18 protein-coding genes are annotated in these 15,311 nt (G+C 67.9%); 2 read left to right on the top strand and 16 right to left on the bottom strand.

Translation table 11 applies throughout. From position 1 onward, the window contains the following. Positions 1-225: 225 nt before the first annotated feature. The 7 genes from DEU32_RS15495 to DEU32_RS15465 all read right to left on the bottom strand — a co-directional run bounded on the left by DEU32_RS15495 (position 226) and on the right by DEU32_RS15465 (position 6,397). The gene (locus DEU32_RS15495; RefSeq protein WP_114851315.1) at positions 226-453 is read right to left on the bottom strand and encodes a hypothetical protein; all 228 of its coding nucleotides are present in this window, start codon (positions 451-453) and stop codon (positions 226-228) included. Positions 454-822: 369 nt separating this feature from the next. Then, positions 823-1,344: a GNAT family N-acetyltransferase gene (locus tag DEU32_RS15490; RefSeq protein ID WP_022906757.1), complete on the bottom strand. Its 522-nt coding sequence runs from the start codon at positions 1,342-1,344 to the stop codon at positions 823-825. Then, complete coding sequence (locus tag DEU32_RS15485; RefSeq protein ID WP_114851331.1) at positions 1,341-1,736, bottom strand: low molecular weight phosphatase family protein; 396 nt, start codon at positions 1,734-1,736, stop codon at positions 1,341-1,343. The genes DEU32_RS15490 and DEU32_RS15485 overlap by 4 nt, the downstream gene beginning before the upstream one ends. Positions 1,737-1,747: 11 nt before the next feature. After that, a complete protein-coding gene (locus DEU32_RS15480) occupies positions 1,748-3,145 on the bottom strand; it encodes an FAD-dependent oxidoreductase (protein WP_114851314.1) in 1,398 nt (465 codons plus the stop codon). Between the two features lie 20 nt (positions 3,146-3,165). Beyond that, a complete protein-coding gene (locus tag DEU32_RS15475; RefSeq protein ID WP_114851313.1) occupies positions 3,166-3,582 on the bottom strand; it encodes an arsenate reductase ArsC in 417 nt (138 codons plus the stop codon). Positions 3,583-3,605: 23 nt separating this feature from the next. Further along, positions 3,606-5,009 (bottom strand): arsenic transporter, encoded by a 1,404-nt coding sequence (locus tag DEU32_RS15470; protein WP_147281494.1) that lies wholly within the window; start codon positions 5,007-5,009, stop codon positions 3,606-3,608. Beyond that, positions 5,009-6,397: an FAD-dependent oxidoreductase gene (locus DEU32_RS15465; RefSeq protein WP_114851312.1), complete on the bottom strand. Its 1,389-nt coding sequence runs from the start codon at positions 6,395-6,397 to the stop codon at positions 5,009-5,011. Before DEU32_RS15465 ends, DEU32_RS15470 begins: the two co-directional genes overlap by 1 nt. Before the next feature lie 110 nt (positions 6,398-6,507). Between DEU32_RS15465 and DEU32_RS15460 the strand changes: the two genes are divergently transcribed. Together DEU32_RS15460 and DEU32_RS15455 are read left to right on the top strand one after the other, a co-directional pair. Further along, the gene (locus tag DEU32_RS15460; protein WP_114851311.1) at positions 6,508-6,864 is read left to right on the top strand and encodes a helix-turn-helix transcriptional regulator; all 357 of its coding nucleotides are present in this window, start codon (positions 6,508-6,510) and stop codon (positions 6,862-6,864) included. Between the two features lie 398 nt (positions 6,865-7,262). Then, positions 7,263-7,841: a hypothetical protein gene (locus DEU32_RS15455; protein ID WP_114851310.1), complete on the top strand. Its 579-nt coding sequence runs from the start codon at positions 7,263-7,265 to the stop codon at positions 7,839-7,841. A gap of 451 nt (positions 7,842-8,292) precedes the next feature. On the opposite strand, the gene DEU32_RS15445 is transcribed toward DEU32_RS15455, so the two are convergent. The 9 genes from DEU32_RS15445 to DEU32_RS15410 form a co-directional block, all read right to left on the bottom strand. After that, on the bottom strand, positions 8,293-8,763 hold the full coding sequence (locus tag DEU32_RS15445) for a hypothetical protein (protein ID WP_114851308.1): 471 nt from the start codon (positions 8,761-8,763) through the stop codon (positions 8,293-8,295). Between the two features lie 216 nt (positions 8,764-8,979). Then, positions 8,980-9,261, bottom strand: coding sequence for a hypothetical protein (locus DEU32_RS15440; protein ID WP_114851307.1), 282 nt, complete (start codon positions 9,259-9,261; stop codon positions 8,980-8,982). An 84-nt stretch (positions 9,262-9,345) separates the two neighbouring features. Next, positions 9,346-9,483: a hypothetical protein gene (locus DEU32_RS17300; RefSeq protein WP_181819313.1), complete on the bottom strand. Its 138-nt coding sequence runs from the start codon at positions 9,481-9,483 to the stop codon at positions 9,346-9,348. A 428-nt stretch (positions 9,484-9,911) separates the two neighbouring features. After that, positions 9,912-11,276, bottom strand: a complete 1,365-nt coding sequence (gene dnaB, locus DEU32_RS15435; RefSeq protein ID WP_373682825.1) for a replicative DNA helicase — start codon at positions 11,274-11,276, stop codon at positions 9,912-9,914. Positions 11,277-11,872: 596 nt separating this feature from the next. Further along, a complete protein-coding gene (gene rplI, locus DEU32_RS15430; RefSeq protein WP_058728351.1) occupies positions 11,873-12,325 on the bottom strand; it encodes a 50S ribosomal protein L9 in 453 nt (150 codons plus the stop codon). 14 nt (positions 12,326-12,339) lie between these two features. Next, entirely contained in the window at positions 12,340-12,597 is a 258-nt protein-coding gene (gene rpsR / locus DEU32_RS15425) for a 30S ribosomal protein S18 (protein ID WP_017887834.1), read from the bottom strand. Between the two features lie 50 nt (positions 12,598-12,647). Next, the gene (locus DEU32_RS15420) at positions 12,648-13,226 is read right to left on the bottom strand and encodes a single-stranded DNA-binding protein (RefSeq protein WP_114851306.1); all 579 of its coding nucleotides are present in this window, start codon (positions 13,224-13,226) and stop codon (positions 12,648-12,650) included. Between the two features lie 3 nt (positions 13,227-13,229). Beyond that, the gene (rpsF, locus tag DEU32_RS15415; protein WP_114851305.1) at positions 13,230-13,601 is read right to left on the bottom strand and encodes a 30S ribosomal protein S6; all 372 of its coding nucleotides are present in this window, start codon (positions 13,599-13,601) and stop codon (positions 13,230-13,232) included. A 158-nt stretch (positions 13,602-13,759) separates the two neighbouring features. After that, positions 13,760-15,196 (bottom strand): CCA tRNA nucleotidyltransferase, encoded by a 1,437-nt coding sequence (locus DEU32_RS15410; RefSeq protein ID WP_114851304.1) that lies wholly within the window; start codon positions 15,194-15,196, stop codon positions 13,760-13,762. Between the last annotated feature and the right edge of the window lie 115 nt (positions 15,197-15,311).

Here is a 15,311-nt window from a genome sequence, read left to right as displayed (position 1 = left end):
CGGCGCAAGGAACTGCAGATTCAGCATCGCTGCCCCTATCGATCGGTCGTGCCGTTTCAGACGTGGGTGGGGCATGGCGAGCAGTTGGCGACAGAGGTGCCGTCCGGTTGACAATCGGCTATTGAGACGACAGGGTGTCGTGTTGAGTCTCGTAGAAGGCACCTCTATCGATACGGGGGAGGGCAGAGCTCTCCTTCCCGAATGAGGGCTGGCGTTTTTCGGCGGCTACTTGTTCCCGAGACGGGCTCGCCGCAGTTCTGCGACGATGCGTGCCCGCTCGGGGTCCTTGGCCAGCGTGCGGTCGTCGATGACGTCCACGACCTGCTTAACCAGCTCCGTGACCTGCTTGCGCAGGAGGAAGCCGAGCACGGGGAGGACGACCGCGATGATGCCGGTCAGGGTGGTGCCGCCGAAGGCCGTCAGCATGTCCACCGTGGTGTCGGTGATGGGCATGTTGCCTCCTTCGGGTTTGGCCGTGTGGCCAGCCCGCTCGTCGTGAGCGGGGGTCTAGAGCGTCGGAAGCCGACGCGAGCGCCCGGTGGGCGCTTAGTACCCCTATGCGCCGAGCGGTCGGCTTGCTGGGTGCTCGCGCGTTGAGGGCATGGAAAAGGCCGGCCCTGACGGGTCCGGCCTGTTCGTGTTGCTCGGGTGCTGCGCTGAGGGCAGAGTCGTTCCGAGCGGTTCCAGCCTACGGTCCGGGCCGGACATGACGAAAGCCAGTCCGATGGACTGGCTTTTTGCGCGCACTAATGACGCATGCCACAGCATAGCGGGTTTTGGAACGTACCTGCAAGCGTGCGGATCGGGGCGTGCCGCTCCTGCTCAGGAACCGGCGCGCGGGCTTCGGCGTTCGACGAGGACGTTGTCGCGCCACTGCCCGGTCCACGGCCCGAACGTCATGAGGCCGATGCGTTCTCGGGTGCCGAGTTCGCGGAACCCGTGGCGGCCGTGGAGGGCTCGGGAGGCGGTGTTCTCGGGGAAGATCCCGGACTGGATGGTCCAGATCCCAGCGGCCTCCGTCGACGCAATGAGCGCGTCGAGGAGCAGGTGTCCGACGCCGCGGCCGCGCGCTGTGGCGGCGACGTACACCGAGTGCTCGACGACGCCCCGATACACCGGCCGGGTGGAGGTCGGGGAGACCGCCACCCAGCCGAGGACCTCGTCGCCGGCGACGGCGACGAACCGGTGCTCGGGCAGCTTGCCGGCGTCGAATGCTTCCCAGCTTGGCGGTTCCGCCTCGAACGTTGCGTTTCCGGTTGCGATGCCCTCTCGGTAGATCGTCTCGACACTGGGCCAGTCGGCGGCGGTCATCGGCCGAACGGTGACCGGGGTGTTGTCGGTCATGGGTGCAGGAGCTCGTCCTGGATGCGGGCGGCGACGGCGTTGCGCATGGGGCGGACGTCGTCGGGGGACCAGGAGTCCGGGTCCGGGAGCGACCACTGCAACACCTTCCCGCGAGGTGTCGCGGGCAGGTCGAGGCCGGGCTTCATCAGCACGACGACGTCGGCCTGATCCAGCAGTTCTGGGGTGACCTTCCGCGGGGTTCGGTTGCTGATGTCGAGGCCGAGTTCCGCGACGGTCGCGGCGATCGACGGGTTCACCTCGTCGGCGGGGGCGATGCCGGCGGAGGTGGCGGTGTAGCGGTCTGGGGTTGCGAGTTCGAGGAGGGCTGCGCCGAGTTGGGAGCGGCCGGCATTGTGCTTGCAGATGAACAGCACGGTGGGCTTGTCGGTCATGTCGGGCCGGTTCAGTTCGTGCAGCAGGAGCTGCTGGCGGGCAGAGCGGCCGGCGCGGGTGCGGCGCAGCACGACGACCCCTCGGACACTGCGGTCGTCGTGGGGACGTCGCAGGAGGATGAGCCGCCGATGTCGGTTGTGCAGACGCCGGTCTCGGGGAGGACGAGCTGCACGTCGCGGGCGGCCTGGTGGTCGCCGGCGAGTTCCGCGGCGATGGAGCGGACCTGCTCGTAGCCGGTGAGGAGCAGGAACGTGGGTGCGCGGCCGTAGGACTTCATCCCGGCGATGAAGAAGTTCGGTTCCGGGTGCGCCAGCTCCGCGACACCGTGCGGGGGGACGGAGCCGCAGGAGTGCAGGTTCGGGTCGATCAGTGGTGCCAGCGCCCGAGGCGCTTCGACGATGTCGTCCAGGCCGAGGCGGATCTCGCGGAGCATGTCGAGGTCGGGCCGGAACCCGGTCGCGTTCACCACAACGTCGACCGTCACCGTGAACGGATCCCCGGCACGGCGGCCGGTGACGGTGACCTGGTCGCCGTCGGGGCGGACGTCGTCGATCTCGAACGAGGCGAGCCGTTCGATGTGCCCGGACTCGACGAGGCCGTGCACGTTGGAGCCGAGCTGCCCGCGTGCGGCGAGCCCGTCGGCAGCGTCCGCGCCGAGGCGGGCGGTGCCGGCGTTTCGGATCGCCCACAGCAGCGTCGTGCCGGGTTCGTCCTTGGCGAGGGCGGCGAGCTTGATGAGCGTGTTCGCTGCCGAGTGGCCGGCGCCGACGACGAGGACCCGCTTCCCGGCGAACCGTGCCCGGTCCGCGCCGAGCACGTCCGGGAGGGCGTGCACGACCCGGTCGCCGAGGTTCGCGGCGGGTGCGAGGCCGGCGGCGGTGAGCGGGTTCGGGGACGTGTACGTGCCGGAGGTGTCGACGACCGCGCGGGCGGTGACGTCCTCGACGCCGTCGCTCGTGTGGAGGCGAAGGAGGAACGGGGTGTCGGCGCGGCCGGTGGAGCGGGTGCGGTCCATGCCCTGCCGGGACACCGCCTCCACGTGGACCCCGTACCGGATCGCCGGTGCCAGCTCCGGCGTCTGGGCGAGGGGTTCGAGGTACTGGGCGACGAGGTCGTGCCCGGTCGGCAGCGACGACCGGCGGGGCACGGTCCAGCCGGTGGGTTCGAGGATCCGTCGGGCGGCGTCGTCGATGACGTACCGCCACGGGGAGAACAGGCGCGTGTGCCCCCACACACGCACACTCGTACCGACCTGGTCGCCGGCTTCGTAGACGACGACCGGAAGGCCCTGCTCGAGCAGGTGCGCGGCGGCTGCGAGCCCGACCGGGCCAGCGCCGATGATAGCGACGGGCAGCCCGGTCAGGCGGTCCGCGTCAGCACGGGGTGGGACGGTGAGGGTGAGCGTCATGGTCAGGGTCCTTCCGATGGTCAGGCGGATGCTTCGGTGGGCAGCAGCTCGGCCAGGAGCGCCTGCACGCGGGTCTTGATCTCGTCGCGGATGGGGCGGACGTCGTCGATGCCCTTCCCGGCGGGGTCGGTGAGTTCCCAGTCCTCGTACCGCTTGCCGGGGAAGATCGGGCACGCGTCGCCGCAGCCCATCGTGATCACCGCGTCGGACTCGCGGACAGCGTCGGTGGTGAGGATCTTCGGCTGGTTCCCGGCGATGTCGATGCCGTCCTCCGCCATCGCCTGGATCGCGATGGGGTTGATCGGGTCCTTCGGCGCGGAGCCTGCGGAGAGGACCTGGACGCGGTCGCCGCCGAGGGCCTGGGCGTAGCCGGCGGCCATCTGAGAGCGGCCAGCGTTGTGGACGCAGACGAACAGGATCGTGGGGGTCGCGGTCATGGTGGTGCTCTCGGTTCGGGTGGTCATCGGATGAGGGTGAGCCAGCCGGCGAGGGCGGCGAGTGTGATGGCGAGGACGGGGACGGTCAGCACGATGCCGGTGCGGAAGTACTGCCCCCAGCCGATGTGGATGCCCTTCCGGTCGAGCACGTGCAACCACAGCAGCGTCGCCAGCGACCCGATCGGAGTGATCTTCGGGCCGAGGTCGGAACCGATGACGTTGGCGTAGATCATCACCTCATGGGTCAGCCCGGTCGCGCCGGCTCCGCCGATCGCGAGGGCGGCAATCAGCACCGTCGGCATGTTGTTCATCAGCGACGCGAGGATCGCGATCACGAACCCGACCCCGAGCGCGGTGACGAGGGCCCCGTGGTCCCCGAACACGTCGAACAGGCGGGCGAGGTAGTCGGTGAGGCCCTGGTTCTGCAGCCCGTACACGACGAGGTACATGCCGATCGAGAACAGCACGATCTGCCACGGCGCCTCCCGGATCGTCTTCCACACCGGAATCACCCGCCCCGACCCGCCACCGGCGCCACCGCTGCCGGCGGTGGCGGTGGCGGTGCCGCCGGTGGTCACGAGGACCGGGGACGCGGTCTGGCGGGCGAAGAGGAACGCGGGTTGCCGGGCGGCCACGAGCACGATCACGACCGCGCCGATACCCGCGACCGCGGCGAGGGGCACCCCGAGCGGATCGGCGGCGAAGTAGCCGACCAGCAGCACGACGAGGACCACCCAGCCGGCGTGGAACGTCGCTCGGTCCTTCACCGCGGCGGCGGGCCGGGTGAGGGCGAGGACGTCGTACCGCTTCGGGATCGACCGGCCGAAGTACGCCAGCAGCATCCCGAGGGACGCCAGCACGGACACGATGCCAACGGGCACCATGACGGCTGCGTACTCGGCGAATCCGAGGCCGAAGTAATCGGCGGAGACGATGTTGACCAGGTTCGACACCACCAGCGGCAGGCTGCCGGTGTCGGCGATGAACCCGGTGGCGAGGATGAACCCCAGCGCCGCCTTCGCCGGCATGTTCAGCGCGCGGAGCATCCCGACGACGATCGGGGTGAGGATCAGCGCGGCCCCGTCGTTGGCGAACACTGCCGCGATGACCGCGCCGAGACCGACGATCAGCACGAACAGCAGCCGACCGTTCCCGCGACCCCACCGGGCGACGTGGAGTGCGGCCCACTCGAAGAAGCCGGCCTCGTCGAGGATCAACGAGATCAGCACCACCGCGACGAACGTCAGCGTCGCGTTCCACACGATCCCGACCACCGTCGGCACGTCCCCGAGCCCAACGACGGTCGTCGCGAGGGCGAGGACCGCGCCGATGAGGGCGGTGTAGCCGATCGGGAAGCCCTTGGGCTGCCAGATCACCACCACCAGCGTCGCGACGAAGATCGCCGCAGCGACCACAGCCAGCACCATCAGACGCCCACCCCAGCCTGGTTCGCTGCCGCGGCGGCGCGCTCCCAGCCCTGCGCGGCGACCTGAACGGCATCCCACGGGGACCCGAGCGGCGGCGTGTAGCTGAGATCCAAGTCGATCACGTCGTCCACCGAGAGGCCGGCGTGGAGGGCGGTGGCGTACGTGTCGATGCGCTTACTGATCTCCGCAGACCGTTCCCCGACGATCTGCGCGCCGAGGAGCCGGCCGGACGTGTGGTCGCCGGTGACGCTGATCGTCAGTGGCACCGCACCCGGGTAGTACCGCTTGTGGTCATCCGCGACCGTCACCCGGGTCAACGGGGACACGTCCAACGGTGCGGTTTCGTGGTGGCGGAGGCCGGTGCGGGCGGCGACGAGGTCGAACACCTTCACCACCTGCGTCCCCACCGAACCGGCGAAGTTCCGAGACCCCCCGAGCATGTTCTCCCCGGCGACGCGGCCCTGCTTGTGCGCCGTTGTCCCGAGCGGCAGCCACGTCGTACCGAGGAGCCGGTGATGCGTCACGACGCAGTCACCCGCCGCCCACACATGCGGCACCCCGGTCCGCATCTGCTCGTCAACGACGATCGCGCCAGCCTGCCCGAGCTGCGCACCCGCTGCGGCCGCGAGGTCCGACACCGGTCGCACGCCGACGCAGACAACCACGAGCGCGAACGTCCCTTCCGCATCCCCAGCGGCTGTCGTCGTCATCACCCGCCACTGCCCGCCTCCGGCCGGGGTGATGCCGGTGACGGTCGCACCGGTCAGCACAGTCGCGCCGTGCCGACGGACCTCCGCGGTGACCAGGGACCCGAGTTCCGGGTCGAGAGTGGAGAGCACTTCCGGTCCGCGCTGAATCAGCGTCGTGTCGAACCCGCGGGCGACGAGCCCCTCGGTCATCTCGAGACCGATGTACCCGGCGCCGACGACCGCGACGCGGCTCCCGGCAGGTAGGAGCTCCAGGGCGGCGACGACCTGCTCCGCGTCGGTCATCGAGTGCAGCAGGTGAATCCCGGGCTCTCCGAACGGGATCCCGGCCGGGCGGACCGGCTCAGCGCCGGTCCCGATCAGCAGTTCGTCGTAGGCGATCTGCTCCTCGCCGGAGGGGCCGGTCACGCTCAGCAGTCGGCGGTCGACGTCGACGGCGGAAGCCCAGCTGGAGGAGCGAACGGTCATTCCGGCGGCTTCGAGGTCTCCGCGGGTGCGGTGCGCGAGGGACGCTTCCGTGGCGACGTCGCCGGAGACCCAGTAGGGGATGCCGCAGATGGAGAAGTTCGGGAACTCGTCGGCGAGGACCACGGTCACATCGGTCGATGGGTCCAGCTCACGGGCGCGCAGCGCCGCGGCGATGCCGGCGTCACTGCCCCCAACGGCAACAAGGTGAGTCATCGGGTCGGTCCTTCACAGATCGATCGGAAGTCGAGCAGGAACATCGAAGCACGTCGATATCGATGAGCGCAAATATAGACGTGCATCGAACGACGTGGGACGATGGTTCGATGACGACCATCGAGCTGCTCCCCATCCAAGACGTCACCGCATGCTGCTCGCCCGTCACGACGGAAGCGATGACGCAGGAGTCCGCGGAGGTCCTGGCGAAGTCGTTGAAGGCGATCGCAGACCCGGCGCGCTTGCGGCTGATCTCGATGGTTGCCGCTCACGAGGGCGCGGAAGCGTGCGTCTGCGATCTGCAGGAACCGCTCGGCCTGTCCCAGCCGACCGTCTCGCACCACCTCAAGGTGCTCGTTGACGCCGGCATCCTGCACCGCGAGAAGCGCGGCACCTGGGCCTACTTCTCCCTCGTGCCCGGTGCCCTCGAGTCCGTCGCTGCTCTCCTCACCTCGCCTGCACGCTGAGGACAAACCACGTTAGCGATGGCACGCGTCCGTTGGCTGCGTGATCTGGTCGCGGCCCGGTGAGACTCGCCCGTCTCATCGCGCCAATGGATCTGTACAGTACGTCTAAGCTGTTGAGGTCGCGTCACTAGCGGCGTGGGGAGAGCAGCTGAGTGCAGGACTTCCGAGCCGTCGCGGGCGCGCTCGACAGTGGCTCTCTGCATCGCGCGCTTAAGCCCGCGGTTCACGATGAAGTTGCGACGATCGACCTTGGTCATGCTTCTTTCGTGACACCGGCCGGACTCGTAGCCGTTGCGAGTTTTGCTCAGCGAGCTGCTCGGAAGGGTCGTCAGGTGGAGGTGCTCCGCCCTACGAACTCCGATGTCGCAAACTATGTTTCTCGCGCCAGGCTTGGTTCAGTGTTGGACGAAGTCGGCGCGAAGCACGACCTCCCCTCGGTGCGCGAGCACGACGTCGGAGACAACCTGATTCCAGTGGAGTCCTTCGACACCGCGGACGGCGTCGAGACCCTCGCTCGTCATGTGTGGACCCAGGTCGACCCGATCGACCCGGATGCCGCTGCTGTCATCTACACGGCGCTTGCGGCGATGGGGGAAAATGTGGGATATCACTCAGGTCAGAGTCGTGGATACATGGCCGCGCAGAAGACACACCGGGGTCAGGTGCTTCGGTTCGCCGTGGCAGACGCTGGCCGAGGTTTCCGCAAGTCGCTGTCTCACCGGTCCCCCGAGTCCGATGCCGCCGCCCTTGCTATGGCCTTGCAGGCCGGGGTCAGTGGAACCGATGATGCGGCGCGGGGCTACGGACTGCACGAGATGGTTCAACGGTTCCGGGGGATCAACGCGACGCTTCACCTACGGTCTGGCTCCGGCAGCCACACCGTCTTCGCGACCGGACGCACCAGAAGTGAGACGTACGCGATCAAGCTGCGCGGCTCAGTACTCGAAGGTGCGATCCCGCTCACACGCAAGAAATGATCATCATGCAGGGAAGTTGGTGTGGTTCACTGTGGTACAGACGTCTGTGGGATCGACAACGGAGGTAGGAGCATGACGCAAAGGATCGCTCTTCCTCGCCTCGTTGGTACGCGGGAAGCGGCAGACAGGCTGGTCGAACAGCTCCCGGCGGACCTTCATGACGACTCGGTCGTCCTCCTGGGTCGTGCGTTGTCCACGTCGACGGTGTCGTTCGCTGACGAACTGGTTCGCGCGCTGAAGGAACGTGGTACCGCTGAGATCGTTCTTCTTGCCGCGCCCGAGGAATTTCAGCGGCAGGTGCGCGACTCCGCGTCTCGACGTGGCAGCATCAGTGTCCGCGTGGGCGACCGGAACGACCTCGCTCCCGTCTAGGCGTCGCTCCAAAATCTTTGTCGTAGCCAGACATAAGTCCAGGGAGCCTTCTAGGTCAACGGAGCGGCCGCCCAAGCAGCTAGGCCTTCTTGCGCTCCATAGCTACGTCGGTCAGCAGCGTCCGAAACGCTGAAAGTTCGTTCTCGGTTCCGGTGAGGGGGTCCTGCGCCGCCACCAACTCCGCCGTCTGCAAATACAGCTCCGTGTCGTCCAGCAGTGCGCCCGCCTTCACCATGGTGCATTGGACAAGTACGTCACTACCAAGGACAGCGAGCCGTTCGTCACGCTCGTGGTCTGGGGTGGTGCCCGGAATTTCATTGGCGTAGGTGAGAACAGCGGCACGGTACTTCCGGAGGGCTTTCGCGGCGGCGGAGGTGTCTGCAAACTTTCGCTCGCTCAGACGGGCACGCTGCTCGTGACTGCCCACGACGAGTTGCGTGACCCAAGAGGATCCAATCACGCCGACAAGCAACGGCGTACCTACGATGATCGCAAGCTGGCCCCATGCAGGAATTCCGGCTTCAGTCAGCGCAGTGATCAGCTCGCTCATCTCGGTCTCGCCCTCTTCCCCTAGCGAGCGTAGTGGGCACGACGGCTCCTCGTCAGAAGATGCTGACAATCAACTCAACTGGCCCGCTCCGCTGCGAGCCACGGCTAGACGCTTGGGCGGCCGGTTCAAGCGCACGTTGGACGGTTTTACCTGTGTCCCCCTGTAGGGCTTGGTTGAGCACCCAGGCTGGGGTCAGCGACCCCAGCCTGGGTTACCTCACCAGCGAGTCTGGCCCGGTCGGAATCGGATCTGCACGCCGTCGCGGATGGCTTCCGCGTACTTGGTCAGTTCCGCCTCAGTGAGCGAGCCGCCGTCCTTTTGAAATGCGCGACGAAGCGCCGGCTTGATGACCTCGACCGGCTTCCCGCCGAACTCGGCTTCTAGCCGCTTCATGTCAGCGTTGCGCTCCGCCGAGATGTCCTTCACAGCAGCGTCGATCTGCTTGCCAACTGCGCGGCCCAACGCCTTCTTGTCAAACCTGAACTTCATGCTGCTCATTGCAGCTCCTCTCCCCGCGCTACCGCGGGACGAGCAGGGGAAGCAGAGGGGTGGCGTGCTCAAGGTCACGCCACCCCGGAGGGACTAGCCCTTCCCGAGCGTCGAGCCCGCGTTCGACTTCGCCGTCTTGGACGACCCGTCTGATGCGAGAGTCCGGCCTGCCTTCGACAGGGCCTGCTTCGACGGCTTCGCCGTCCTGCTGGGCTTCCCGGTCTTGCTCATCTGCTTACCTCCTACTTGGGGTTGCGCAGAAGCACGCCGTCCGCCGAACAGCGGACTGGCGTAGAGGTCATCGAACCTCTAAGGTCGAGGAGTCTTCCCGGACACCTCAGCCCCGATCTGCGATTTGAGAGCCATTCTCGAACTAGCCGATCGGGGCTCTGTTTGTACTCAGGAGTCTACCGATGACGGTCGACATCCCGAGGGCCACTGGTAATCATCGGTCGCGCTGGAGCAACGGCGCCGCCTGGACCTCAACTACGCCAGCCGCGTCCCAGTGCCCGATGCAGACCTCGTTCGCCCGACTCGTAACGAATACGAGCGGAACCGCTGAGCCGCTGGTCGCCAAGTTTGCGACTGCCGAACCAAAAACCGCCCAATCTGCGAAGAAAACCTCCAAAGCATCCCCCTCCGGGACACGACAACAACACTCACTGCGGCATGTCCACGAACCGAGAGAACATCCCGTGGAACGCCACCGTGATCGTGTCCGTCGGCCCGTTGCGGTGCTTCGCCACGATGAGATCCGCCTCACCCTGCCGCGGGTTGTCCTTCTCGTACGCCGACTCACGGTGGAGCAGGATCACCATGTCGGCGTCCTGCTCGATCGACCCGGACTCACGCAGGTCCGAGATCATCGGCTTCTTGTCCGCACGCTGCTCGGGACCACGGTTCAGCTGCGACAGTGCGATCACGGGCACGCCGAGCTCCTTCGCCATGAGCTTCAGCGCACGCGAGAACTCCGAGACCTCCTGCTGGCGGCTCTCGACCTTCTTGCCCGAGGTCATCAGCTGCAGGTAGTCGATGACGACGAGCTTCAGGTTGTGCTGCTGCTTGAGCCGGCGGCACTTCGCCCGGATCTCGACGAGGGTCATGTTGGGGGAGTCGTCGATGAAGAACGGGGCGTCGTTGATCCGCCCGCGGGTCTGCGCGATGGTCGTCCAGTCGCGGGAGTCCACGGTGCCCTTGCGCATGTTCTGCAGCGGCACGCTCGACTCGGCGGAGAGCAGACGCATCGCGATCTCGGCGCGACCCATCTCGAGCGAGAAGAACGCGGCCGTCTGGTCGTGCTTGAGCGCGGCCGCACGGCACAGGTCGAGTGCGAGCGTCGACTTGCCGAGTGCGGGTCGTGCGGCGACGATGATGAGCTGCCCGGGGTGGAAGCCGTTCGTCAGGGCGTCGAGCCCGCTGAACCCGGTCGGGACGCCGGTCATCTGCCCGTCGCGGCCCTTCGCGGCCTCGATCTCGTCGATTGCGGCGCCGATGGCGTCGGTGAGCGGGACGTAGTCCTCGGTCTGCACGCCGCCGGCGACGTTGTAGACCTCGGCCTGCGCGCTGTTGACGAGGTCGGTGACCTCGCCCTCGGACGCGTAGCCCATCTGCACGATCCGGGTCCCGGCGTCGACCAGGCGGCGCAGGACGGCCTTCTCGGCGACGATCGCGGCGTAGTACCCGGCGTTCGCCGCGGTCGGCACCATGCTCGTGACGCTGTGCAGGTACTCGGCGCCGCCGGCGCGGGACAGCAGACCGGTCTTCGTCAGCTCGTCGGTGACGGCGATGACGTCGGTGGGCTCGCCGTGCGAGTACAGCGACAGGATCGCGTCGAAGATGACCTCGTGCTTCGGGATGTAGAAGTCGACCCCGCGAGCGGTCTCGATGACGTCGGCGACGGCGTCCTTCGACAGCAGCATGCCGCCGATCGTCGACTGCTCGGCGAGCAGGTCGTGCGGCGGCGTCCGCTCCGTCCCACGGTCGGCCATGTCCTGCGGGGACGGATCGAGGTGCGCGATCGACACACGGACTCCCTGTTGGTCTGCGACGGTTCGGGACGGTGCCCGCCCCACTGGTTTCCTACCCCGAGCGACCGACATCCCCCGGGATCGCCGAGTCGCTGGGCCAAGCTACGGGGACAGAGTTATCCCCAGCAAACAGCCCTGTGGACAACTCTGTGGAAACGGTGGCGAACACGCCGGAAGTTCGTGTGGACAACTGTGGACAGACGTGGGGATAAGTGCGCACCCGAACGCATGTTCGACGGATTGACCTGGGATTTCCTGTTCCACACCGTGTGTGGACAAGTGGGGTTCGAGTACACGTTGAAGGTTGCTCTGCACCCCGCTTCGGGTGTGCAGAACGACTTGACAACGGGCCACCTGTGGGCAGCGTTCTCGGGCTGCTCCCAGCATCCGCAGCAGCGCCTGAACGGTAACCCGTCAGCCCAGCGCGAGCCACGGGACGGACGCACCGCGCGCCTCCAGGCCGGAACGCCGGAAGCGGGACCCCGGAACCTGGAAGCCAGCCAGCCGAACCGACGACCGACGCGACCCGGAGCAGACACGACGAAGGGCGGGCCCCCTCACGGGGACCCGCCCTTCGACGGTTGGTGCGTGCCTTACTTGGCGGCGACGACCTGCAGGGAGATCACCGCGGTGATGTCCTCGCGCAGACGCACGGTGGCCTCGTGGTCACCGACGGTCTTGATGGTCGCGGGGACCTCGACCTTGCGCTTGTCCAGCGAACCGACGCCCTGCGCCTGCACGGCGTCAGCGACGTCCGCGGGACGCACGGAGCCGAACAGACGACCGTCCTTGCCGGCCTTGACGGTCAGCTTGATGGTCGCGTTCTCGAGCTTCATCTTGAGGTCCTGGGCCTCTTCGATGGTGGCGAGCTCGCGAGCGGCACGGGCCGCACGGATCGACTCGACCTGCTTCTCGCCGCCCTTGGACCACGCGACAGCGAAGCCCTGGGGGATGAGGTAGTTGCGGGCGTAGCCGTTCTTGACGTCGACGACGTCACCGGCGGAACCGAGGCCGGAGACCTCGTGGGTGAGGATGAGCTTCGACATGTGAACTCCTCCGATCAGCGGCCGGAGCCGGCGTAGGGGAGGAGCGCCATCTCACGGGCGTTCTTCACGGCACGGGCGATGAGGCGCTGCTCCTGGACGGAGACGCCGGTGATGCGACGGGCGCGGATCTTGCCACGCTCCGAGATGAACTTGCGCAGGGTCGCGACGTCCTTGTAGTCGATGACGCCGACCTTGATCGACTTCGCGGGAGCGGCGTTCTTGCCACCCTTGCCGCGAGGCTTCCGGCGGTCGCCGGTGCTCTTTCCAGCCATTGTGATTCCTTAGAGAAGAAGAAGTTGTGTGTCCGTCAGACCGCTGAGGATCAGAACGGGGTCTCGTCGTCGTACGAGCCACCGGGGGTGCTCCACACGTCGTTCGACTGTGCGTTGCCACCCTGCTGGCCGCCCTGGGGCGACCACGGTGCGTCCGACTGACCGCCGCCGTTGTTGTTGCCGTTCCAGCCGCCGCCGTTGCCGCCCTGGCCACCACCGGAGGCATTGCCGCCCCCGACCTGGCCACGACCGCCGCCGGAGCCACCCGCAGCGCGGGTGACCTGTGCGGTCGCGTAGCGGAGCGACGGGCCGATCTCGTCGACCTCGAGCTCGATGCTCGTGCGCTGCTGGCCCTCACGGTCCTGGTAGGAGCGCTGACGGAGACGGCCCTGCGCCATGACGCGCATGCCCTTCGTCAGCGAGCCCGCCACGTGCTCGGCGAACTCGCGCCACACGCTCGCACGGAGGAACAGCGCGTCGCCGTCCTTCCACTCGTTCGCCTGACGGTCGAACGTGCGAGGGGTGGATGCGATGGTGAAGTTCGCCACCGCGAGCCCGTTCTGCGTGTAGCGCAGCTCGGGATCCGCGGTGAGGTTGCCCACCACCGTGATGACGGTTTCGCCGGCCATGACTTACTCGGCGCTCGCGGTCGCGTTGGCGGCCTTGCGGGCCGCGCGGGCCTCGTCGCGCTGCTTCTGCGCGGCGACCTGGGCGATCGCCTCTTCGGCGCGGAGGACCTTCGTGCGGAGCACGGCCTCGGAGAGGCCGAGCTGACGGTCGAGCTCCTTGGCGGCCTCGGGGGTCGAGGTGAAGTCGACGACGGCGTAGATGCCCTCGGACTTCTTCGCGATCTCGTAGGCCAGGCGACGACGGCCCCAGACGTCCACGTTGTCGACGGAGCCACCGTCGTTGCGGATGACCGCGAGGAACTTGTCCAGGCTGGGAGCGACGGTGCGCTCGTCGATCTCGGGGTCGAGGATCGCCATCAGTTCGTACTGGTGCATGCGGAACCCACCTCCTTTGGTCTCGGCGGCTCCGGGCGGTTCCCGGAGCAGGAGGGTTGATGCATGTGTCCGGACACGCAGGAGCGCGCGGACAACCCCACAAGCCTAGCCCACGGCCTGGAGGCGCGCCACCGGCTGTGCAGAACTGCTCGCCCCCGTCAGGCGGTCGCGTCGCGGTCGGCCCACCAGGCGCGCAGGCGCGCTTCCGCCTCGTCCGAGCCGAGGGGCCCCTCGTCCATCCGGAGCTCGAGCAGGTACCGGTAGGCCTCGCCCACCGCGCGCCCGGGTCGGATGTCGAGGATCCGCATGATGTCGTCGCCCGTCAGGTCCGGACGGATGGAGTCGAGCTCCTCTTGTTCGGCCAGCGCCGCGATGCGCTGCTCGAGGTCGTCGTACGCGAACCCGAGCCGGTCGGCCTTCCGCCGGTTCCGGGTGGTGACGTCCGAGCGGGTGAGTTCGTGCAGCCGTTCGAGGAGGGGACCGGCGTCGCGGACGTACCGCCGCACGGCCGAGTCGGTCCACGCACCCTCGGTGTAGCCGAAGAACCGCAGGTGCAGCTCGACCAGGCGCGCGACGGCGGCGATGGTGTCGTTGTCGAACCGGAGCGCCCGGAGCCGCTTCTTCACGAGCTTCGAGCCGACCAGGTCGTGGTGGTGGAAGCTCACGGCGCCGCCGGGTTCGAGCTTCCGGGTCGCGGGCTTGCCGATGTCGTGCAGGAGCGCCGCGAGCCGGAGCACGGTGTCCGGGGCCTCGCCCGCGTGCCGCTCGGCCTCGTACCCGATCGCCTGGGTCAGGACCGTCAGCGAGTGCTCGTAGACGTCCTTGTGGTGGTGGTGCTCGTCGATCTCCAGGCGCATCGCCGGCAGCTCGGGCAGGAACCGCTCGGCCAGCCCGGTGTCGACGAGCAGCCGGATCCCGGGGACCGGGTCGGCGGTGTCCAGGAGCTTCACGAGCTCGTCCCGCACGCGCTCGGCGGAGACGATCTCGATCGAGTCGGCCAGGTCGGTCATCGCCTGCTGGACCTCGTCCGAGACGGTGAAGCCGAGCTGCGCCGTGAACCGTGCCGCCCGCATCATCCGCAGCGGGTCGTCGCGGAACGACACCTCCGCCGTCTGGGGGGTGTGCAGGCGCTCGGCGAGCAGGTCCTCGACCCCGCCGTGCACGTCGACGAGCTCGCGCTGGGGGAGTCGGAGCGCCATCGCGTTGACCGTGAAGTCGCGGCGGAGCAGGTCGTCCTCGATGGTGTCGCCGAACGCCACCTCGGGCTTCCGGGTCTCGCCGTCGTAGACGTCGCTGCGGTAGGTCGTGATCTCGACCTGCTCGCCCCGGATCCGGGCGGCGATCGTGCCGAACTGGCGTCCGACGTCCCACGTGGCGCTCGCGATCGGCTCCACGATGCGGAGCGTCTCGTCCGGGGTCGCGTCGGTGGTGAAGTCGAGGTCGGTCACCGGGCGCCCCAGGAACGCGTCCCGGACGGGCCCCCCGACGAGCGCGAGTTCGTGCCCGGCCTCGGCGAAGGCGTGCGCGAGGACGGCGACGGGCTCGGTGGCGGCGAGTGCGTCGAGACGTTCGACGGCCTGGGCGACGGAGTGCATGACGGTCCTCATCCTCCCAGATGCGTGCTCGCGAGTTCTGCACAACCCCGGTGCGCACGGGATCGTCATGGCTCAGCCCTCGTACACTCGTGCTCGGCCGGAACCGACCCCCTGG

It is taken from the genome of Curtobacterium sp. AG1037 (assembly GCF_003349855.1).
Taxonomy (GTDB): Bacteria; Actinomycetota; Actinomycetes; order Actinomycetales; family Microbacteriaceae; genus Curtobacterium; species Curtobacterium citreum.
This window is presented reverse-complemented; position numbering and strand designations above follow the sequence as displayed.